The organism is Streptomyces sp. CB01580 (assembly GCF_001905795.1).
Taxonomy (GTDB): domain Bacteria; phylum Actinomycetota; class Actinomycetes; order Streptomycetales; family Streptomycetaceae; genus Streptomyces.
Genome location: NZ_LIXJ01000022.1, coordinates 60,030 through 79,228 on the forward strand (window position 1 = coordinate 60,030; position 19,199 = coordinate 79,228).

At 70.9% G+C, this 19,199-nt stretch carries 17 protein-coding genes and 2 pseudogenes; 8 read left to right on the plus strand and 11 right to left on the minus strand.

All coding sequences use genetic code 11. The annotated features are described in order from the left end of the window. Positions 1-138 precede the first annotated feature (138 nt). Both AMK22_RS27130 and cdgB read right to left on the minus strand, forming a co-directional pair. Positions 139-1,092 carry a CBM35 domain-containing protein gene (locus AMK22_RS27130; RefSeq protein WP_073789239.1) on the minus strand — a complete coding sequence of 318 codons (954 nt, stop codon included), beginning with the start codon at positions 1,090-1,092 and terminating at the stop codon, positions 139-141. Between the two features lie 161 nt (positions 1,093-1,253). After that, on the minus strand, positions 1,254-2,900 hold the full coding sequence (gene cdgB / locus AMK22_RS27135; RefSeq protein WP_073789240.1) for a diguanylate cyclase CdgB: 1,647 nt from the start codon (positions 2,898-2,900) through the stop codon (positions 1,254-1,256). Between the two features lie 524 nt (positions 2,901-3,424). Here cdgB and AMK22_RS27140 point away from each other — a divergent pair. After that, the gene (locus tag AMK22_RS27140; protein ID WP_073789241.1) at positions 3,425-3,931 is read left to right on the plus strand and encodes a flavin reductase family protein; all 507 of its coding nucleotides are present in this window, start codon (positions 3,425-3,427) and stop codon (positions 3,929-3,931) included. A 63-nt stretch (positions 3,932-3,994) separates the two neighbouring features. Here AMK22_RS27140 and arfB read toward each other — a convergent pair whose 3' ends face one another. Next, the gene (gene arfB, locus AMK22_RS27145) at positions 3,995-4,429 is read right to left on the minus strand and encodes an alternative ribosome rescue aminoacyl-tRNA hydrolase ArfB (RefSeq protein WP_073789242.1); all 435 of its coding nucleotides are present in this window, start codon (positions 4,427-4,429) and stop codon (positions 3,995-3,997) included. 324 nt (positions 4,430-4,753) lie between these two features. Between arfB and AMK22_RS27150 the strand changes: the two genes are divergently transcribed. Further along, positions 4,754-5,329 carry a TerD family protein gene (locus AMK22_RS27150; RefSeq protein WP_073789243.1) on the plus strand — a complete coding sequence of 192 codons (576 nt, stop codon included), beginning with the start codon at positions 4,754-4,756 and terminating at the stop codon, positions 5,327-5,329. A gap of 331 nt (positions 5,330-5,660) precedes the next feature. Beyond that, complete coding sequence (locus tag AMK22_RS27155) at positions 5,661-7,241, plus strand: M4 family metallopeptidase (RefSeq protein WP_073789244.1); 1,581 nt, start codon at positions 5,661-5,663, stop codon at positions 7,239-7,241. A gap of 89 nt (positions 7,242-7,330) precedes the next feature. Here AMK22_RS27155 and AMK22_RS27160 read toward each other — a convergent pair whose 3' ends face one another. From AMK22_RS27160 to AMK22_RS27170, 3 genes are all read right to left on the minus strand, one after another. Further along, on the minus strand, positions 7,331-8,782 hold the full coding sequence (locus tag AMK22_RS27160; protein WP_073789340.1) for a M1 family metallopeptidase: 1,452 nt from the start codon (positions 8,780-8,782) through the stop codon (positions 7,331-7,333). Positions 8,783-9,376: 594 nt separating this feature from the next. Next, positions 9,377-9,973, minus strand: coding sequence for an ankyrin repeat domain-containing protein (locus AMK22_RS27165; RefSeq protein ID WP_073789246.1), 597 nt, complete (start codon positions 9,971-9,973; stop codon positions 9,377-9,379). 47 nt (positions 9,974-10,020) lie between these two features. Further along, positions 10,021-10,593, minus strand: a complete 573-nt coding sequence (locus tag AMK22_RS27170) for a GlcG/HbpS family heme-binding protein (RefSeq protein WP_073789248.1) — start codon at positions 10,591-10,593, stop codon at positions 10,021-10,023. Positions 10,594-10,901: 308 nt separating this feature from the next. On the opposite strand from AMK22_RS27170, the pseudogene AMK22_RS27175 reads away from it, so the two are divergent. Beyond that, positions 10,902-11,351: pseudogene (locus tag AMK22_RS27175) on the plus strand (LuxR C-terminal-related transcriptional regulator); the annotation flags it as partial. 10 nt (positions 11,352-11,361) lie between these two features. Here AMK22_RS27175 and AMK22_RS27180 read toward each other — a convergent pair. Then, on the minus strand, positions 11,362-11,820 hold the full coding sequence (locus AMK22_RS27180; RefSeq protein ID WP_242434148.1) for a hypothetical protein: 459 nt from the start codon (positions 11,818-11,820) through the stop codon (positions 11,362-11,364). Between the two features lie 265 nt (positions 11,821-12,085). On the opposite strand from AMK22_RS27180, the gene AMK22_RS27185 reads away from it, so the two are divergent. Then, complete coding sequence (locus tag AMK22_RS27185; protein WP_073789250.1) at positions 12,086-12,583, plus strand: hypothetical protein; 498 nt, start codon at positions 12,086-12,088, stop codon at positions 12,581-12,583. Between the two features lie 72 nt (positions 12,584-12,655). Here the strand turns inward: AMK22_RS27185 and AMK22_RS27190 are convergent, their stop codons facing one another. The 3 genes from AMK22_RS27190 to AMK22_RS27200 all read right to left on the minus strand — a co-directional run bounded on the left by AMK22_RS27190 (position 12,656) and on the right by AMK22_RS27200 (position 15,098). Continuing rightward, positions 12,656-13,333 (minus strand): pentapeptide repeat-containing protein, encoded by a 678-nt coding sequence (locus tag AMK22_RS27190; protein WP_073789252.1) that lies wholly within the window; start codon positions 13,331-13,333, stop codon positions 12,656-12,658. Between the two features lie 84 nt (positions 13,334-13,417). Beyond that, positions 13,418-13,894, minus strand: a complete 477-nt coding sequence (locus AMK22_RS27195) for a GNAT family N-acetyltransferase (RefSeq protein WP_073789341.1) — start codon at positions 13,892-13,894, stop codon at positions 13,418-13,420. A gap of 172 nt (positions 13,895-14,066) precedes the next feature. Beyond that, the gene (locus AMK22_RS27200; protein ID WP_443333319.1) at positions 14,067-15,098 is read right to left on the minus strand and encodes an aminoglycoside phosphotransferase family protein; all 1,032 of its coding nucleotides are present in this window, start codon (positions 15,096-15,098) and stop codon (positions 14,067-14,069) included. Between the two features lie 6 nt (positions 15,099-15,104). Between AMK22_RS27200 and AMK22_RS27205 the strand changes: the two are divergent. Further along, a pseudogene (locus AMK22_RS27205) lies at positions 15,105-15,791 on the plus strand (rhomboid-like protein); the annotation flags it as partial. 310 nt (positions 15,792-16,101) lie between these two features. After that, positions 16,102-17,502, plus strand: a complete 1,401-nt coding sequence (locus AMK22_RS27210; RefSeq protein WP_073789254.1) for an NAD(P)/FAD-dependent oxidoreductase — start codon at positions 16,102-16,104, stop codon at positions 17,500-17,502. Positions 17,503-17,716: 214 nt separating this feature from the next. On the opposite strand, the gene AMK22_RS27215 is transcribed toward AMK22_RS27210, so the two are convergent. Then, complete coding sequence (locus AMK22_RS27215) at positions 17,717-18,388, minus strand: hypothetical protein (protein WP_073789255.1); 672 nt, start codon at positions 18,386-18,388, stop codon at positions 17,717-17,719. A 158-nt stretch (positions 18,389-18,546) separates the two neighbouring features. Between AMK22_RS27215 and AMK22_RS27220 the strand changes: the two genes are divergently transcribed. Further along, complete coding sequence (locus tag AMK22_RS27220; RefSeq protein ID WP_073789257.1) at positions 18,547-19,038, plus strand: hypothetical protein; 492 nt, start codon at positions 18,547-18,549, stop codon at positions 19,036-19,038. The last annotated feature ends 161 nt before the right edge of the window (positions 19,039-19,199 follow it).

Below are 19,199 nucleotides of genomic sequence, written 5' to 3' on the forward strand. Positions count from 1 at the left end.
GATCCCGGCCCCCGCCCGGGCACTGCGGACGCAAGGGGCAGCATTCGCGCAACAGACGCCCAGCCGCTCAGGAAAAAAATGCGACCTCTCCCGGGTTCGGACACCAGGAGAGGTCGCAGGGCGTTCGCCCTCAATGGGTCAGCCGTTCGCAGAGGTGACTTCCAGCCAATCCAGGATCACGTCGCACTGGTTCCCTTCCTGGCACGAGATGCTGATCTCGTTCTCGCCCTTGATCAGGTCGACCGGCGCCCAGGTGGTCTGCCAGTTCTTTTCCCAGTCCGAGTCGGACGAGCTGATGAAGTTCTTGAGACCGATGGGCTGCGGATTCGGCTTCCCGTTCACCGTCAGCGTCGCATTGGCGTCCTCGGCGGGGATCGCGTAACGCACCGTCAGGCGGTACTTACCGCCCTCTGCCATCGCCGCCTTCCACGTCACGGACGACCCGACCGCGTTGAAGCCGGTGACGTACGAGCCGTTCGGGCCCTCCGCACCCTTGATCGACTGGTCGACGGTCGCCGAGCCGCCGAGCTTCAGCGTCGCCGCGTTCTGCTTGGGCAGCTCGGCCGGGGCCTCGGCGCCGGTGGTCTGCTCGGGCTTCGGGGACTCCTCGACCTGATCGGAGGGGGCCTGGGAGGAGGTGGCCTCGTCCTTCTTCCGGTCCTTGTCGTTGTCCTTGTTCGTGAGCAGCATGGCGCCGATGCCGACGAGCACGACCAGGACCACCGCGACCGCGCCGATCAGCAGGCCCTTGGTGTTCGGGCCGCCCTTGCCGGAGCCGCCGGGGGCGATGCCGCCGGGCTGCTGCGGGGCGTGTCCGGCGGGTGCGCCGCCGGGGTAGGTCTCCGGGGCCGCGTACTGGGCGCTCGGTCCGCCGTACGGCTGCTGCGGCGGCGCCTGCTGCCCGTACTGGCGCTCACCGACGGCCCGCACCTGGTTGTACGAGGTCCGGGGCACACCTGGCTGGGCCACCGGAGGGTAGCCGTAGCCGCCCTGCCGTGGCGACTGCGCGCCCGACGCCTGCCCGTCCTCGTACAGATAGCCGAACGGATCGTCGTCCTCGGGCGTGTTTGCGCCGTTGTTCCCGGCCGTCATCCCTGGTTACTCCTCACCATCTCGCCAGCCGTCGCCGTATCTCGCCAGCCGTGGCCGACCGGCCGAGCCTACCCCGAACGGGCCACACCAAGAATTGCCGTCGCATGTCCTGTGACCGCTTCGAAGCAAGGCCCACCACCTGCGTGAACGTCGCGTAGACGTCAACCGGCCCGGCGGTTGACCTTCGACCGGGAACGCTTCTCCACATACATGCGCTGGTCGGCGGAGGCCAGCACCTCCTCGACCGACATGCCGCAGGCGGCCCAGCCGATGCCGAAGCTCGCCCCGACCCGCACCGCCCGCCCGTCGACCCGGATCGGCGGGATGATCGCGTTGCGGAGGCGTACGGCCAGATCCGCGGCGTCCGCCGCCCCGAGCCCGTCGGCCAGGACGACGAACTCGTCGCCGCCGAGACGGGCGACGGTGTCGCCGTCGCGCACACCGGTGCTGAGGCGGCGGGCGACCTCGATCAGCACCGCGTCACCGGTGTGGTGCCCGAAACGGTCGTTGATGGACTTGAAGCCGTCGAGGTCGCAGAAGAGGACCGCGATCCCCTTCGCCCCGTCGTCCTGCTCGGTGTCCGGGGCGACGGCGTGCACATGGTGGTCGTACGGGCCGTCGGGCCCCGTTTCCACGTCGTAGCCGTGCACCCGCGCGTCCGGGTCGGGGTCGATGTCGGCGTACGCCGTGTCCAGCGTCTCGATCGCGGTGGCGGGGATCGCGTTCGGGCGTTCGCAGAGCCGCGAGCTGAGCCTGGACCGCAGCTCCGCGCTGTTCGGCAGACCGGTGAGGGCGTCGTGCGAGGCCCGGTGCGCGAGATGCAGTTCGTGGCGCTTGCGCTCCTCGATGTCCTCGACATGGGTGAGCAGGAAGCGCGGTCCGTCGGTGGTGTCGGCGACGACGGAGTTGCGCAGCGACACCCAGAGGTAGCTGCCGTCCCGCCGCCCCAGCCGCAGCTCGGCGCGGCCTCCCTCGGCGGAGGTGCGCAGCAGGGTGCCGATGTCCTCGGGGTGGACGAGGTCGGCGAAGGAGTAGCGGCGGAGCACGGAGGCGGGGCGGCCGAGCAGCCTGCACAGGGCGTCGTTGGTGCGCAGCAGCCGCCCGTGCTGGTCACCGCCCATCTCGGCGATGGCCATGCCGCTGGGCGCGTACTCGAACGCCTGGCGGAAGGACTCCTCGCTGGCGCGCAGCGCCTGCTGCTCCCGTTCCAGACGGACCAGGGCCCGCTGCATGTTTGCTCTGAGCCGGGCATTGCTGATCGCAATGGCCGCCTGCGAGGCGTACATCTGGAGGGCCTCCCGCCCCCAGGCGCCGGGGCGGCGGCCGTTGCGCGGGCGGTCGACGGATATGACGCCCAGCAGGTCGCGTCCGCCGCCGGAGGCGTACATCGGCGCATAAAGGCGGTCCTGGGGGTGCCACTCGTCCTCGAAGCGGGGCTCGGGCCCCTCCGTGTGCCACTGCGGTACGTCGTCGTCGAGAAGCACCCAGCCATCCGTGTGGGGTATGAAGCGGAGCTCGTCCCACGCCTCACCCATGGCCAGCCTGCGCTCCCAGGAGGTGCGCGAACCGATGCGTCCGGTGATCAGGGCCTCCGCGGCACTGTTGCCCGCGAAGGCGGCGACGACGAGGTCTCCGTCCTGCCTCACCAGGTTCACGCAGGCCAGTCCATAGCCGAGGCCCGTGACGATTCCGTCGGCCACGGTCTGCACGGTGTCGGCCAGGCTCCGCGCCGTGTTCAGCTCGGACACGGCCTGGTGCAGCTGCCGCAGCGTCGCTAGACGGACATACGGCTCCGACTCGGCCTCCATTGCTCGCACTCCCCGAGACCTCGACAGCACTCCATGTTCATATCGGCGTACTTGATGACGTACTTGGATGACCCACTTAGATGACTTACTTAATGAAGTGTCACGGCCACTGAATCACAGTGAGCTGCACCGTCGGTACACAGGGTCAGCAAATATTGCTCTCTGTGACTCAAGTCACAAAAGATGGTAAAGAGGTCCGGACGTCGCCCAGGTGCGGTCCGTCCTTTTCTTGAACGCAAATCCGGGCGTTGCCGTACGGGGCCGGTGGGGCGGCGAGGGCCGGGGCCGACGGGGCCACGTGCCGGGATCCGTGCGGGTGAAGGGCCGGGGCCCGCGGGGATGAAGAGGCTGGAGGGGTCCTAGGACCAGGATGGTCCCCTGGCCCGATGCGGCCGCGCCCCGGCCGCGGATAGCGTGCCGGTGTGTTGCAGACAGAGTCCCCCGCCCCGCGTTCCGGCCCCACTCCCCAGGGCCTCGTCCCCCAGGACCTCGTTCACCAGAACCTCGTCCCCCATGCTGAGGGGGTGAGCAATGATGAGTTCCGGGCCGCGCTGTCCCGACTGGCCGCCGGAGTCGTACTGGTCACGGCCGAGGAACCGCCGCTGGACGAGAACGGGATCGGCGAGGACGTCGGGATGACGGCGACCGCCTTCATGTCGGTGTCGCTGAACCCGCCGCTGGTCATGGTCAGCCTGCGCAACGACTCGCGGATGGACGACCTGCTGTCGGAACAGCCGCTGTGGGCGGTCTCCGTGCTCGCCGAGAGCCAGCGGCACATCGCCGGGCGGTTCGCGATGAGGGGCCGGATCAGCGACCGGCTGCTGTTCGAGGACATCCCCTACCGGAGAGGGGAGTTCACCGGTGCGCCCCTGGTCGGCGGAGCACTGGCCACCCTTGAGTGCCGCACCGAGCAACGGGTCCTGGCGGGCGACCACACGCTGGTGATCGGCCGGGTGCTGAGCGCGGCCCTGCCCAGCGGGGACGGATCTCCGCTGATGTACTTCCGGGGGCGGTACCGGCACCTGGGCTGAGGCGGCGCGGTGCGCGCATGCCGGCCCGTACGGCACTGCCCCTCACGGTGCGCGCGGCGGCCGTCACCAGTCGCGGCCGGAGCGGCCGCGTTTCGTCTCGCCGCGCTGCTTCTTCTCGCGCAGTCGGCGCTCGTTGATGCCGCGCGGGATCTTGGTCCTGCGGCGCGGCTTGGGGGGCGGCGCCGTGGCCTCGGCCAGCAGGGAGGCGAGCCGTACGAGAGCCGTCTCCCTGTTGCGCCACTGGGACCGGTGCTCGGACGCCCGCACCACGACGACCCCGCCCACGAGCCTGTTCTCCAGCCGCTGGAGCGCCCGTTCCTTCCACACCTGGGGAAGCGCCTCGGTCGCCGCGAGGTCGAAACGCAGTTCCACCTGGGAGTCGCTGGTGTTGACGTGCTGTCCGCCGGGGCCGGAGGAGCGCGAGAAACGCCACATGAGCTCGGCCTCCGGCAGGGAGACCGAGCCGCGGATGACATAGGGCCCGGACATGACACCCATGTTCCCCGCCCCAACGGGTGTCCGTCACCTTCTTTTGCCGAACGTCTTCTTCTGCCGGGCGGCTTCTTCTGCCGGGCGGCCGTGCCGGTTCTTCTGCCGTACGGCTCCCCGGCCGTGTCCGGCCCCTGTCGTACGGGCGCGCCGACGAGGGCGCCGACCGGGAGCGGGCCGCCCGGACGAGCCGACCGGACCGGGCCGACCGGGGGACTTCGGTAAAGAAAGTAAAGGGGGCAGGAACCTCGTGGTCCCTTGTCCGCGTTATGACCAGTGACGGTAGCTTCGTGATGGCATGAAGCCCGCACTCGACGATGAAAGGGACTTCCCATGGCTGTAAGCCTGTCCAAGGGCGGCAACGTCTCCCTCACCAAGGAGGCCCCGGGCCTGACCGCCGTCACCGTCGGCCTCGGCTGGGACGTCCGCACCACCACCGGCACCGACTTCGACCTCGACGCCTCGGCCATCGCGGTCAACCAGGCCGGCAAGGTCGTCTCCGACGGCCACTTCGTCTTCTTCAACAACAAGTCCACCCCCGACCAGACCATCGTCCACACCGGCGACAACGTCACGGGCCAGGGCGAGGGCGACGACGAGCAGATCAACGTCAACCTGGCGGGCCTGCCGGCGGACGTCGACAAGATCGTCTTCCCGGTCTCGATCTACGACGCCGAGAGCCGCAGCCAGAACTTCGGCCAGGTGCGCAACGCGTTCATCCGCATCGTCAACCAGGCCGGCGGCACGGAGATCGCCCGCTACGACCTGAGCGAGGACGCCGCCACCGAGACCGCCATGGTCTTCGGTGAGCTGTACCGCAACGGCGCGGAGTGGAAGTTCCGCGCGGTCGGCCAGGGTTACGCCTCGGGCCTGTCCGGTATCGCCCAGGACTTCGGCGTCAACATCTGACGCACCCGGGTCCTGCGGACCCGGTACGTACCCGTCGGGAGCCCCCGGCCGTTCGTCCGCGGCCGGGGGCTCCCGTCTGTCGTGTGCCCGAACGCCCACGCGCCCGCGGGCCGCGCGCCCGCGTGGCACGCGGGCGCACCGCGCGTCCGCATGAATCAAAAGGACGTCAAACCCCGCTGAACAGTCGTCAAATAGCGGACACAAGCCCACCCCAGACGGACAAGAGGTGGTCAAAAAAATGTGAGGTATTTGTTAGTACACCGTCAATCTTGGTCATTCGGTGGCACGCTCTTCGCTCGTAACCCCCCACGGAACGAGCAACGGAGAACGCATGACCCCCCACATGAACACCCGTCGCGCCGCGGCTCTCGCCGCCGTCGCCGCGATGGTCGTCGTAGGTGTCCAGACCGGAGCGGCGAACGCCGCGCCCGACCAGGGAACCGGCGCCCCCTCCGCCACTCGCAGCACCGTCCCCTTCGGTGCGAACAACGCCTCCCAGCGCACCGCCGCCATCAAGTCGGCCCAGGCCGACGTCTCCTCGACCGCCGAGTCGCTCGGCCTCGGCGCGCAGGAGAAGCTGATCGTGCGTGATGTGATCAAGGACGCCGACGGCACCGTCCACACCCGCTACGAGCGCACCTACGCCGGGCTCCCGGTCCTCGGCGGCGACCTCATCACCCACACCGCCCGTGACGGCAAGGCCAAGGGCGTCACCAAGGCGACCGACGCCCGGATATCCGTGCCGTCGACGACGGCGAAGATCAAGACCGCGGCGAGCGCCCGCAAGATCATCTGGGCGAGCGACGGCAAGCCCGTCCTCGCCTTCGATTCGGTGCGGCACGGGACGCAGAAGGACGGCACGCCCAGCCGGCTGCACATCATCACCGACGCGACCACCGGCAAGGAACTGCGCCGGTACGAGTCCATCGAGACCGGCGTCGGCAACAGCCAGTACAGCGGCAAGGTCGAGCTGACGACCACCCAGGCCGGTTCCGGCTACGAGCTGACCGACGGCGACCGCGGCGGCCACAAGACGTACGACCTCGACCAGGGCGAGAGCGGCACCGGTTCGCTCTTCACGGACGACGACGACACGTGGGGCGACGGCACCGGGAACGACCGCCAGACCGCCGCCGTCGACGCCGCCTACGGTGCCGCGAAGACCTGGGACTTCTACAAGTCGGCGTTCGGCCGCGACGGCATCGCCGGTGACGGGAAGGCCGCGTACTCGCGCGTCCACTACGGCAACGAGTACGTCAACGCATTCTGGGACGACAGCTGCTTCTGCATGACGTACGGCGACGGTGCGGGCAACAAGAGCGCCCTCACCGCCCTCGACGTGGCCGGCCACGAGATGAGCCACGGCCTGACCGCGTCCACCGCCAACCTCGACTACTACGGCGAGTCCGGCGGCCTGAACGAGGCGACCAGCGACATCCTCGGCACCGCCGTGGAGTTCTCCGCCGACAACAGCGCCGACGTCGGCGACTACCTCATCGGCGAGAAGATCGACATCAATGGCGACGGCACCCCGCTGCGCTACATGGACAAGCCGAGCAAGGACGGCGGCTCCGCGGACAACTGGGACAGCAACGTCGGCGACCTGGACGTCCACTACTCCTCCGGCGTCGCCAACCACTTCTTCTACCTGCTGTCCGAGGGCAGCGGCGCGAAGACGATCAACGGCGTCGACTACGACTCCCCGACCGCCGACGGCTCCACCGTCACCGGCATCGGCCGGGACAAGGCCGTCCAGATCTGGTACAAGGCGCTCTCCCAGTACATGACGTCGAGCACCGACTACGCGGGCGCCCGCACGGCGACCGAGAAGGCGGCGACCGATCTGTACGGAGCGGACAGCGCCGAACTCGCGGCCGTCGACGCCGCCTGGGACGGCGTCAACGTGAAGTAGCGCCGACGCGCACCGGTCGTCCGGGCCCTGCCGGGCCACTCGGGCCACCCTGGGGACTGCGCGGAGAAGCTGTGCGGAACGGGAGCCGGTCAGTCCTTCGGGGCGGGCCGGCTCTTCCCGTACAGCCAGGTGTCCCACAACTCCGTCAGGTCCTTGCCGGTCACCCGCTCCACATGGGCGTCCACATAGGCGGTGAAGTCGGCGGTCGACGCGGTGCCGTGCCGGTGGGCCCGTGTCCAGCCCCGCACGAGCGCGAAGAAGCGCTCGTCGTCGCCGACGGCCTCCCGGATCCTGTGGATGACCATCGCGCCGCGTCCGTACACCGGCGCCCGCGAGATGTCCGCGGCCGTCGGCGGTTCGGCGGGCGGAAAGGCCCAGTTGTCGTCGTTGCCGAAGGCGGCCTCGAACCGGTCCTCGACCGGCTCGCCCTCCTTGTCGTCCTCCCACAGCCATTGCGCGTACGTCGCCAGGCCCTCGTTGAGCCACATGTCCCGCCAGCTCGCGGGCGTGACGGAGTTCCCGAACCACTGGTGCGCCATCTCGTGGACCAGCAGCCCGACGCTCGGCGGTCCCGGGAAGAAGGGCCGGTTCTGGGTCTCCAGCGCGTAACCGGCGTCCCCGTCCCGCCCGACGATCGCGCCCGTGGCGGAGAAGGGGTACGGCCCGAACCGTTCCGCCTCCCACGCCACGACCTCGGGGACGCGGGCCAGGACCGCCGCGCTCCGGGCCGCCACCGCCGTGTCGGCGGCGGTGAACACCTTGATGCCGTCCGGGGTGCTCGACGCCTTCGTGTCGAAGCGGCCGACGGCGAGCGTGGCGAGATAACTGGCCATCGGTTCCGCGACGCGCCAGTGGTACGTGCTGGTGCCTCCCGAGGCGCCGTCCGGGGCGCCACCCGTGGTGGTGGCGGCGCGGGAGGTGGTACGGGAAACCAGTTCGCCGTTGGAGACGGCGGTCAGGCCCTGGGGGACGGTGACCTCGATGTCGTACGACGCCTTGTCGCTGGGGTGGTTGTTGCCGGGGAACCAGGCCATGGCACCCGTCGGCTCGCCGAGCGCGACCGCCCCGCCCGACGTCCTGAGCCAGCCCTCCTCCGACCGGTCGGGGTCGGTGAGGATCTCCGGGGAGCCGGAGTAGCGGACGACCGCGCGGAAGGTCCTGCCCTTGCGGAGCCGGTGTCCGATCCCGGCGTCGGGCCGCAGCGTCAGCTCGTGGCCGGCCCGGTTGACGGCGGCGGGGCGGCCCTCGACGGTGGCGGACCGCACGGTGAGCCCGGCGAGGTCCAGGTTGAAGGCGCTGAGGTCCTGGGTGGCGCGCGCGGTGATCGTGGCGGTGCCGCGCAGCCGGTGGGCGCCCGGGTCGACGTCGAGCACGAGGTCGTAGTGCGTGACGTCGTAGCCGCCGTTGCCGAGCTTCGGAAAGTACGGATCGCGCAGGCCCGAGGCGCCGGGGGTGCCGTCGACCCCGCCGCTGCCGGTGCAGGCGGTGGAGGCCGCCAGAACCAGCAGCGCGAGAGCGGCGGCACGTGCCGGGCGGCATATGGGTCCCGCACGGCGTCCGCGCGCTGTGCGGCGCGGACGTGCCGTGCGGCGTGCGCGCGCCGTACGACGTACGGGTATTCGCTGCTTCACACCCGCGATCCTAGGCGCGTACCGGGCGGACGCACGGGGTGACCGACCGCCGGGGTGACGGACACCGGCGGCGTCGCCGGAGAGGCGAGCACCGGCCCTCGCCGGGGCGACGGGGGCTTCCCGGCGGCGGTCCGCCCGGGGGAGGCTCCGGGCCCGGGGCGCGGCCTCTCCCAGGCATCCGAGGCCGCCCGGGAGGCTCCAGGACCAGGGCGCGGACCGGCTCGACGGACCGGATCGGCGGACCGGGACGCGGGGCTCAGCGGACCAGGGCGCGGGGCTCAGCGGAGGAGGCCGAGGGCGCGGGGGCGGCCGGGCTGACCGCAGGACGCGGATCTTCACCCCGCGTGCTGGAGTGCGCCCCGGCGTCCGCGCCGTGCCGTGTGCCGGGCTGCGTACTGCCCTGTGCCCCGGCGCGTGTGTCGGCCTACCGGTCGGCCCGCGTATCGGTCGCGCAGCCCGCGAGCACGACCGCAGTGGCGATGGCCGTCAGCACCCGACGCGCGTTCACCGGGCGTCCCGCAACAGCGCGGCGATCTCCGCGAAGCCCCGGCGTTCCGCGTGCTCCAGCGCCGTGACGCCCTCGCCGTCCGGAAGATCCGGTGCCGCCCCCGCCTCCAGCAGAAGCTCGACGATCTCCTGGTGCGCCCTGCCGCCGTCGCCGAGGATCACGGCCTCCAGCAGGGCCGTCCAGCCGAGCCGGTTGACGTGGTCGACGTCGATGTCCGTGGTCCGGAGCAGCTCGCGCACGTAGGCGACATGACCACGCTCGCTCGCCGGGATCAGCGCGGTGCCTCCGAACCTGTTGCGGAGCTTCAGGTCCGGACCGGCGGGCAGGAGCACCCGCAGCATCCGGACGCTGCCGGTCACACCGGTCGCCAGCCAGGGACTGTCCTCGCGCCGGTCCTGGGCGTCCGGGTCCGCACCCGCCGCGACCAGCAGCCGGGCGGCCTCGACATGGTCGCCGTGGACGGCGAGGAGCAGCGGAGTTCGCAGCTCCTCGTCGCGACGGTCGACGCGGGCGCCGCCCTCGATCGCGGTCCGCACCCCGTCGGTGTCGCCGGTACGTGCGGCGTCGAGCAGTCGACGATCGAGGGCGTTCATCTCTTCTCCTGTTCCGTGGCCGGTGGCCTGGGGCGGCGACTCGTGAATTACCTGGCGAGGGCGGCGACGCCGACGTTCGCGAACTTCTCGTCGAGGTCGCCGCTGGGGGCGCCGGCCACTCCGATGGCCGCCACCGGGGCGCCGTTGACCTGCACCGGGGACCCACCCGCGAGGAACAGTGTGCCGGGGATGTCCTTGAGGGTCGGGGCCTGGGCCAGACGCTTGGTCAGCTCGGAGGTGGGGGCGTTCCAGGAGACGGCGGTGTACGCCTTCTTCACGGCCGACTCGTACGACTGCGGGCCCGCGCCGTCGCCGCGCAGCGTGACGATGGTGTTGCCGTTGCGGTCGACGACGGCGACGGAGACCCGCTGGTTCTCCTTCTTCGCGGCGTCGAGGGTGGCCTGTGCGGCCTTGGTGGCGGCGGCCACGGTCAGGTGGGTGGTCTGCTGGAGGTTCCGGTTCGAGACGTCGGCCTTGACCGCGGCGGCGGGGGCGGCGGCCGGGGCGGAGGCGCTGGCGGAGATGGCGCCGAAGGTTCCGGCGCCGACGGCGGCCACGGCGACGGCACCGGTCAGGACACGGGCGCGCAGCGACAGCTTCTTCTTCGTGTTCTTCTCCATGGTGTGCTCCTTCGGCGCGTTCGGCTGCGGTGGTGTGCGAGCGTTTCCCGCTCTGCCATCGATCTTCCGGCCGCTTCCGGGCCCGTACGGTCGACGAACCGGCTCGACCCGGCTGGCGGAACGGCCGACGGTTCCATCGGCCGATCGGTTGATGCGGGCGTGGCCGTCCGGGGTGACCATGGGTGTGTCCGTGCAGGTCAAAACGGTCGTCGTCGACGACCGTGAACGGCGACGACGAGCAGCGAGGGGTACGAGGGCCGCCGCCCCCGACGCCGCGCGGTGCGCCCTGCCGCCGTCGCCGTCGTCGTCAGCTGGGCGAGGGCATCGACGGGGTGGAGGCCACCCGCCGAATCTCCGCCACGGGCGTCCACGTGCTGGTCCTCACCACGTACGACACGGATGCCGACATCACCCGGGCCATCGGTGCGGGAGCCACCGGCTATCTGCTGAAGGCCGAACGCCCGGAGGAGCTGTTCGCCGCGATCCGCTCCGCCGCCCAGGGCCGCACCACGCTCTCCCCGCCCGTGGCCAGCCGCGTCATGGCCCGGATGCGCGAGCCCCGGCCCGCCCTCACCGACCGCGAACTCGACATCCTGGCCCAGCTCTCCCAGGGCCTGGGCAACCGGGACATCGCCCGGGCGCTGTTCATCAGCGAGGCCACGGTCAAGACCCACCTGGGCCGCATCTACGACAAACTCGGCGTCGACACCCGCGCGGGCGCCGTGGCCGTGGCGAAGGAGCAGCGGCTGCTGCCGTAGCCCGGCCTCGTCACGCGAAGGGTTCGTCGGTCGTCTTCACCGTGAACGCCCGGTCGACCCAGACATCCAGCGCCCGCAGATCCCGACAGGAACCGATCCGCTCCCGAACCGCCTCGTCCACAGCCACACCGCGATGGTCCAGGACCCGCAACACGCTCAGCGCCCGCTCCCTCGCAACGCCCTCCTCGCGGCCTTCTTCGCGTCCCTCCTTGCGGAAGCTCTCGGCGACTATGCCGTGGAGGTGGCTGAGACTCGTGCTCATCAAATCCCTCCAGATCTTGCGGGCCGGGGTGTCTCCCAGGCCGGCCTCGGTGAATTCGGCGAAGACCGCCGCAGCATCGGCGTCCGTGGTCCTGAGCGCCACGGCCAGAGCTTCCAGTATGGCAGCGATGTCCTGATCGTTCCCGTGCGTGATCGCCGAGAACACAGCCATCGGAATGTCCTCGGCGGCCTGTGCGGCGTCCGTCACGGCGGGCACGTTGTGCGGGCCCAGGACCAGCGGGAACACCGCGAGGCTCGGGTGCTTCTCCAGGCCGATACGGATCGGCTCGGCCGCCCCCTCCGCCGGACATGCGCAAAAAAACTATGCACCCGGCATATGTCAGAATCCCATTTTCCCTATGCACCACCTGATCGAAGGTATTCATCGTCGCCACATTGACCGATCCGCACTGCGACATTGACGGGTCTGTACCGCGACATTGACGACCGTGCGGGCATGACACCATCGGACCGTGCTCGACATCGGCTACTCCCTCTCCCGACGCTTCCCCGACCCCCCGCAGACCGACTACCGCCGCGCGGATGTCCACGCCTTGCGGCACGACCTGTTCTGCGGGGACGTCTATCTCGCCGACACCGAAGCCGATCGCGAACTGTCCACAGCCTGGGGATGGGTGCCGGTGCTCGACTTCGCGTGGGCCCTGTGCGACATCGTCGAGCAGCTCGACCGGGACCCGCGTGGCAGCCGTTCGCACCAACGGCAGTTCGCCGAGCTGGATTTCACCGAGTCGTCCGACCGCATGCTCTTCGAGCGCCGCTTCGGCTGGGTGGACGTCGAGGCCGACTGGATGCCCGGTGACGAACCCCCGCTCACCTTCAACCACGCGCTGCTGCGCCGGGAGGCCCGCGACTTCCTGCACGACCTGATCGCGGACCTCGCCGACATGCACGAGGGGCTCGCCGACAACCCCGCGATCTGGGACCTCCAGGCCCGATTCCCCCGTATCTGACCCCCTGTGCTGGACCGGCCCCAGCCCGACCGGGTCGGACGCCCGGCCCGGTGGCGAACACACCTCCACGCGCTACGCCTCCACGCGCACCCCTATCTGCGCCGCGAACGCAGGCGCCAGCTCCATCAGCTGGTCCGGGCTGATCACCGCACCCGCCAGCCGCTCCACTCCCCTGGCGATGTCCAGTTCCGCGACCGTCCGCAGATCCACCGACTCCATCCGTACGGAACTGAAGTCGGCACGCTTCAGCACGCAGTCACGGAACTCCACCCGCACCAGGTGCGCCTCCCCGAAGTCCGGCTCGGACAGCACACAGCCCTCGAACACCACGTCCTTCAGCCGCGCCTTCCGCAGATTCAGGTAGTCGATCTTCCCGCCGCGCACCAGGACCCGTTCCAGCGCGGCACCGTGCAACTGCACCCCGCCGAGCCGGGCGTCCGTCATCTCCACGTCACGCAACGACGCCTCCGCGAGGTCGGTGCCGACCCCCCGGACACCCGTCAGCACCGAGTCGATGAAGCGGGCCCTGACCAGGTCCGTACGGTCCAGGGCGCAGCCGTCCAGCGCACAGTCCATGAACCGCGCGCCCGGCCCCGACCCGTCCGCGAGGTCCGTCCCGTCGAAGCGCAGACCGTCGTAGTCCCCGTCCGGCTCCAGCCCTTTCCCGTCGTACGGAACCAGCGGCGGCAGCCGTACCTCCGGCCGCCGGACCGCCGCGACGGTGTCCTTCTTCCTGCTGCTGCGTGCCATGCCCCCATCGTGGACCACACCACTGACAATCAACGGTGACAATCGCCGCTGCCGGGGAGTACCCCGGTGGGCGCCGGTCGGGTCCTACCGGACGCCGAGCTTCGCGAGCGCCTCGTCCGTCAGCCGGTACACCGTCCACTCGTCCTGCGGCCGTGCCCCCAGCGACTCGTAGAACGCGATGGACGGGGCGTTCCAGTTCAGCACCGCCCACTCCAGTCGCTCGTAGCCGCGCTCCACGCAGATCCGTGCCAGCTCCGTGAGCAGTGCTTTCCCGTGCCCGCCGCCGCGCCGCTCCGGCCGTACGTAAAGGTCCTCCAGGTAGATGCCGTTCACCCCGCGCCAGGTGGAGAAGTTCAGGAACCACAGCGCGAATCCGACGGCCTCGCCGTCGTCGTCCGACTCGGCGATGTGCGCGTACGCGGCGGGGCGCTCGCCGAACAGTGCCTCGCGCAGCTGCTCCTCGGTGGCCTTCACCTCGTGCAGGGCCTTCTCGTAGTCGGCCAGTTCACGGATCATGGCGTGGATGGCGGGAACATCGGCAGGGGTAGCAGTACGAATCATGGAGGCAGCGTAGAACCGACGCGTGCCGGTCCACACCCGACGGTCCGCGCCCGACGTCACCGCCCGCCGGTCCGAACCCGAGTGTCCGCGCCCGACGTCACCGCTCCGCAGGTCCACAGACCCACACCCGACGGCCCGCACCCGGTGCCCCGTACCCGTCGGCCACGCCCTCTCATCCCCGCCCCAGCAGCAGCCGGGCGATCTCGACCTGTTCCGGTTCCAGCCGCCGCTCCCCGTCCGAGACGGCCCACAACCCGTTCTGCAGCAGCCGCCCCAACGTCCAGGCCCGCGCCCGTTCCCTCTCCCGGTCGAGGCCCAGCGCCTCCGTCATCAGGTCGAACCGCCACCGCACTGCCGCCGCGTCGAACCGGTTGACCAGCGCCGGAAACAGCTCGAACCCCGGATCGCCGACCAGCGGTTTCGGGTCGATGGCCACCCAGCGGTCGCCGGCCGTGCGGTGATCAGCAGCTCCCCACCCGCCCCGGCCCTGGTCCCGGCCCCGTTCCCGGTCCCGTTCCTGGAGCGCCGCACCACGGTCCGCCGCCCCACCCGCCAGCACGTTCCCGTAGTGCAGGTCCCAGTGCAGCACCCGGTCCCCGGGCTCCCCCGCGACCTCGCGCACCGCCGCCGCGCAGTCGGTCAGCAACCGCCGCTCCGCCTCGTCCGACAACGCCTCCGCCGCGCCCGGCGCCTCCTCCAGCATCCGCGCCACGATGTCCCCGAGCCGCCGCAGCCCGCACCCGGCCGGAGCCGGTACGGACGACAGCCGGGCCAGCAGCTCCGCCAGAACGCGGACCGCCTCCCGGTCGTCCGCCACTCCTGCCAGCGAACGCCCGCTGTCCAGCCGCTCCAGCAGCATCGTCCCCGTCGCCGGGTCGTGGTCGAGCAGTTCCACGGCCCCCGCGCCCGCCTCGCCCCACACCCGCAGCGCGACCGGCTCGCCCGCCGTCTCCTCGTCCACCTGCTGGAGCTTCAGCGCCGCCGGACGGCCGTCCGCCTCACGTATCACCGGAAGCACCAGCGCACACATCCCGTGGAGAGCCGCGCCGTCCGGCCGGAGCCCCCACCGTTCCAGGAACTCGGCCGCCCTCCCCGGCAGCGCCGCGAGGAAGGCCCGCCCGGTCTCCCCGTTGTACTTGGACTGGGTGGCGCGCAGTGCGTCCGGGATGTCGATCACACGAACGATCGTAGAGCCGTGCGTCAATCGGATATGGCCCCCAGCAGCCCCGCCCCGCCCGGCCGGCCGGGCCCCGCTCCACCCGACCGGCCGCACACCACCACCGGTTCGCGGCTCCGCGGCGTCGGCTCATGGCTCTACGGGGTCGGCCCGTGGATCCGCAGCGCGCCCGGCACCTACCTGTGGCTGACCACGCTCGTCGTCACGACCGTGATCATCCATCAGATGTCCCCGGACTTCGAGGAGGCCTTCCTGCGCCGACGGTCCACCAACCTCCACGAACTCTCCGAGGACCCCCTACGCGTACTGATCGCCAGTGCCTTCTGGACCGACAACGGCCTGTGGGCGCCGTACGCCGTCCTCTACACCGTCTTCCACGCCCGCGCGGAACGATGGCTCGGCACCCTGCGCTGGCTCGCTGTCGCCGCCGCGGCGCACGTCCTGGCCACCCTCGTCAGCGAAGGCGTACTGGCCTGGGCCATCAGGAACGGGTACGTGACACCGGCCGCCACCCATACGCTCGACATCGGTGTCAGTTACGCGCTCGCGGGTGTCGTCGCCGTCCTGACTTACCGGGTTCCGTCGCCCTGGCGGCACGTGTATCTCTTCGCCGTCGCCGTCTTCTACGCCATCCCGCTCATCAGCGGCCGCAGCACCTTCACCGACCTCGGGCACTTCACCGCCGTGCTCATCGGCCTGGCCTGCTATCCGCTGACCCGGGGCCGGGCCCGGGACGAGGGCAGGGACGAGGGAGACGAGGGCCGGGACGGGGACGGGGCCCGGCCCCGGAGCCCGCGCCACGAACGGCCCCGCCACCCATCCGGCAACCAGCCCGGCCATTCCGACCAGTCCAAGCAGCCCAACCAGTCGAGCGACGGATCCAGCGACGAGTCCCACGACGGGCCCGGCTACCCGTCCCCGCACGGGACGGGAAACCCTCCGGCGCAGTAACGTCCGCCCCGGCGCAAGCCGGAAAGCCCCCCACCACCACAGCCTTCACACCGGACGAAGCAGGGACAGCAGGGACAACATGAGCACCGTCAGCACCGTCAACGGCGGCATATCCTTCTGGTACGCGGACCGGGGCACCCCCATCGCCCGGGAGCCTCTCCCCGGCGACAGCACGGCCGATGTCTGCATCGTGGGCGGCGGGTACACCGGACTCTGGACCGCCTACTACCTCAAGAAGGCCGTCCCCTTCCTCAACATCACCATCCTCGAAGCCAACTTTTGCGGCTACGGCGCCTCCGGACGCAACGGCGGCTGGCTCTACAACGGCATCGCCGGGCGCGACCGCTACGCGAAGCTCCACGGCCACGAGGCGGCCGTCCGGCTCCAGCAGGCGATGAACGACACCGTCGCCGAGGTCGTGCGCGTCGCCACGGAGGAGGACATCGACGCCGACATCCATCAGGGCGGGGTCCTCGAAGTCGCTTATACGCCCGCCCAGTTGGCCCGCCTCAAGGACTTCCACTCCGTGGAGATCGCCTTCGGCGAGACAGACCGCGTGCTGCGGGGCGCCCGCGAGACCGGCGAGCGCGTCAACGTCACCGGAGCCGTCGGTTCCACCTGGACCCCGCACGGCGCGCGGCTGCACCCGGTCAAGCTCGTCACGGGCCTGGCCGCGACCGTCGAGGCGCTCGGCGTCACCATCCACGAGTCGACGCCCGTCACCGCCATCGAGCCCAAGCACGCCCGTACCCCGTACGGCACCGTCCGCGCCCCGTACATCCTGCGGTGCACCGAGGGCTTCACCGCGAACCTCAAGGGCCACAAGCGCACCTGGCTCCCCATGAACTCCTCGATGATCGCCACCGAGCCGCTCCCGCGGTCCGTCTGGGACGCCATCGGCTGGGAGGGCCGCGAAACCCTCGGTGACATGGCCCACGCCTATATGTACGCCCAGCGCACCGCCGACGACCGCATCGCGCTCGGTGGACGCGGCGTCCCGTACCGCTACGGCTCGGCCACCGACAACGACGGCCGCACCCAGCCCGCCACCATCGAGGCGCTCCGCGACATCCTCGTCCGACTCTTCCCCGTCGCCGCGGGCGCCCGCATCGACCACGCCTGGTCCGGCGTCCTCGGCGTGCCCCGCGACTGGTGCGCCACCGTCACCCTCGACCGTTCCACGGGCCTGGGCTGGGCCGGCGGCTACGTCGGCTCCGGCGTCGCCACCACCAACCTCGCCGCCCGCACCCTGCGCGATCTGATCCAGCAGGACTCCGGCCAGTCGGGTCCCACGGAACTGACCACCCTGCCCTGGGTGGATCACAAGGTCCGCAAGTGGGAGCCCGAGCCCTTCCGCTGGCTCGGCGTCCACGGCATGTACGCCGCCTACCGCGCCGCCGACCGCCGCGAACTCACCTCGCCCCGCCCCGGCACCGACCCCATCGCGAAGGCCGCGGACCGGCTCGCCGGACGACACTGAGCGCCCGGAGAGGAGCGGACACGAACGAACGGGCATCCGCCACCGAAGTGGCGGATGCCCGTGACGCGCCCTCAGGACGCCCTCAGTACGCGCTCCGTGCGCCCTCAGTACGCCCCCGGAAGGGCCCCCGAAAAGACGAGCTCAGACCCACAGCAGGCCCGCACGGAGCCCTCGGAGGGCCCTCGGCGCGCGAGGCCCTCGGGGCGCACGGAACTCAGGCCTTGCTGGTGCAGATCGCGTTGTACGGACGGCCGGGGCTCGGGAACAGCTCGATGGGGTTGTCGGTGCCGGACGGACATTCCTTGGCCGTCTTCGTCAGGGCGAGCACCTTGAACACGCCGCTGCCCCCCTTGCCGCAGGGCACCTCCTTGGCCTGGTCGTCCACGCAGTCGCCCTTCACCAGCTGGCCGCCGCCCGCCCCGGCGTCACCGGGGTGGTCGCCGGACAGGTTCCGGCCGCAGACGGTCTTGCTGGGGATGCCACCGGTGCTCTGGCTCGGGCCGAAGGAGATCTTCACGGAGATGATCACGTCGGTGCCGGCCGGGCACTGGATCGAGTCGGCGAAGATGGCGCCGTCCTTGATCTCCAGGGCCTTGATCGTCGCCTTCGGGTCGTCGCACTCCAGGGCCTGGTAGGCGTCCTTCGACTCCTTCGCGTCGGGCCCGGCGCAGTCGCCGACCTTCCAGTCCTTGGACTTGTGGGTGCCGCCCGAGGCCGCGTCGTCCAGGGCCTCCTTGCTGCATGCCGTACCGGCCCCCAGGACGAGCGCGACGAGCAACGCCGCCTTCGAGCAGTCCAGGAGAGCCCTGCGGGGACCGCGCCGCCGTACAGGAACGTCCCCCTCCGTTCCGGTGCTCAGGGATCGCGTGAGGCCGTGGACTGTCATGCCGCTCCTTGGATTCGGGTACGTGGCGAGCCCGCGCGGCGCTTGTCATGCCCGCGTGCAGTCGCTCGCGCGCGTAAGGACGACGTAAACGTCCGCCGTGGTTCCCGGGTGCGGAAGACTGTGCTTCGCACACGGAGAGGCAAGGGAACGGGGGGCGTATGACGACCTGGGGGCTGGTCATGGAGACCACCGTGGGCGGCGGGGAGCGCAAGCACATCGAGACATACGTGCTGGCACACATGGCGGGAACACGTGAGGACGCCCTGCTGGAACTGGAACGGCGGGCCCGGGTCCACACCCCGACTCACCCCTGGAACCCGAAGCGGCGCCGGCTCTTCCGGAAGGACGACGGTTTCCTCCTGGTGATCGACGGCACCTGGCAGTCGTACAGCACCCGGTTCACGGTGGCGGAGCTGCTGGAGGACAGCGCCGCGCCCGAACCCGAACCGGCGCAGGAACCGGAACCGGCTCCTGGCCCCGAGGCCGAACCCGAGGTCGAAACGCCTCCCGCCCCCACCCCTTCACTCGCGACCGAGCGAGTGAAGGGGTGGGGGCGGCGTGCGGAGCATCCCGCGGAGGAGGTCGTGGAACGGTACGCGGACGGGGTGCCCGTGCGGCCCGCCTGGCTGGGCCGTGCCGATCTGCCGTGACGGCGGCTGCTCCTCGCGACGGCCGTGGAAACCGGCTGCCGCGGGAACCGGCTGCCGTGAGAGCCGGCTGCCGTGAGAGCCGGCTGCCGTGCCCGTCGGGACGCGGGGCGCCCGCGTCCGGCCCTGCCGGGTTGACCTGATCGGGCGTACCGGGGACTCGC

What these genes read in the sequence shown, in the direction of transcription:
- AMK22_RS27215 (WP_073789255.1), bottom strand. Translation starts at nt 18,388, where the DNA reads ATGACAGTCCACGGCCTCACGCGATCCCTGAGCACCGGAACGGAGGGG.
- AMK22_RS27150 (WP_073789243.1), top strand. Translation starts at nt 4,754, where the DNA reads ATGGCTGTAAGCCTGTCCAAGGGCGGCAACGTCTCCCTCACCAAGGAG.
- AMK22_RS27190 (WP_073789252.1), bottom strand. Translation starts at nt 13,333, where the DNA reads ATGGCACGCAGCAGCAGGAAGAAGGACACCGTCGCGGCGGTCCGGCGG.
- AMK22_RS27210 (WP_073789254.1), top strand. Translation starts at nt 16,102, where the DNA reads ATGAGCACCGTCAGCACCGTCAACGGCGGCATATCCTTCTGGTACGCG.
- AMK22_RS27170 (WP_073789248.1), bottom strand. Translation starts at nt 10,593, where the DNA reads ATGGAGAAGAACACGAAGAAGAAGCTGTCGCTGCGCGCCCGTGTCCTG.
- cdgB (WP_073789240.1), bottom strand. Translation starts at nt 2,900, where the DNA reads ATGGAGGCCGAGTCGGAGCCGTATGTCCGTCTAGCGACGCTGCGGCAG.
- AMK22_RS27220 (WP_073789257.1), top strand. Translation starts at nt 18,547, where the DNA reads ATGACGACCTGGGGGCTGGTCATGGAGACCACCGTGGGCGGCGGGGAG.
- arfB (WP_073789242.1), bottom strand. Translation starts at nt 4,429, where the DNA reads ATGGGTGTCATGTCCGGGCCCTATGTCATCCGCGGCTCGGTCTCCCTG.
- AMK22_RS27195 (WP_073789341.1), bottom strand. Translation starts at nt 13,894, where the DNA reads ATGATTCGTACTGCTACCCCTGCCGATGTTCCCGCCATCCACGCCATG.
- AMK22_RS27130 (WP_073789239.1), bottom strand. Translation starts at nt 1,092, where the DNA reads ATGACGGCCGGGAACAACGGCGCAAACACGCCCGAGGACGACGATCCG.
- AMK22_RS27165 (WP_073789246.1), bottom strand. Translation starts at nt 9,973, where the DNA reads ATGAACGCCCTCGATCGTCGACTGCTCGACGCCGCACGTACCGGCGAC.
- AMK22_RS27155 (WP_073789244.1), top strand. Translation starts at nt 5,661, where the DNA reads ATGACCCCCCACATGAACACCCGTCGCGCCGCGGCTCTCGCCGCCGTC.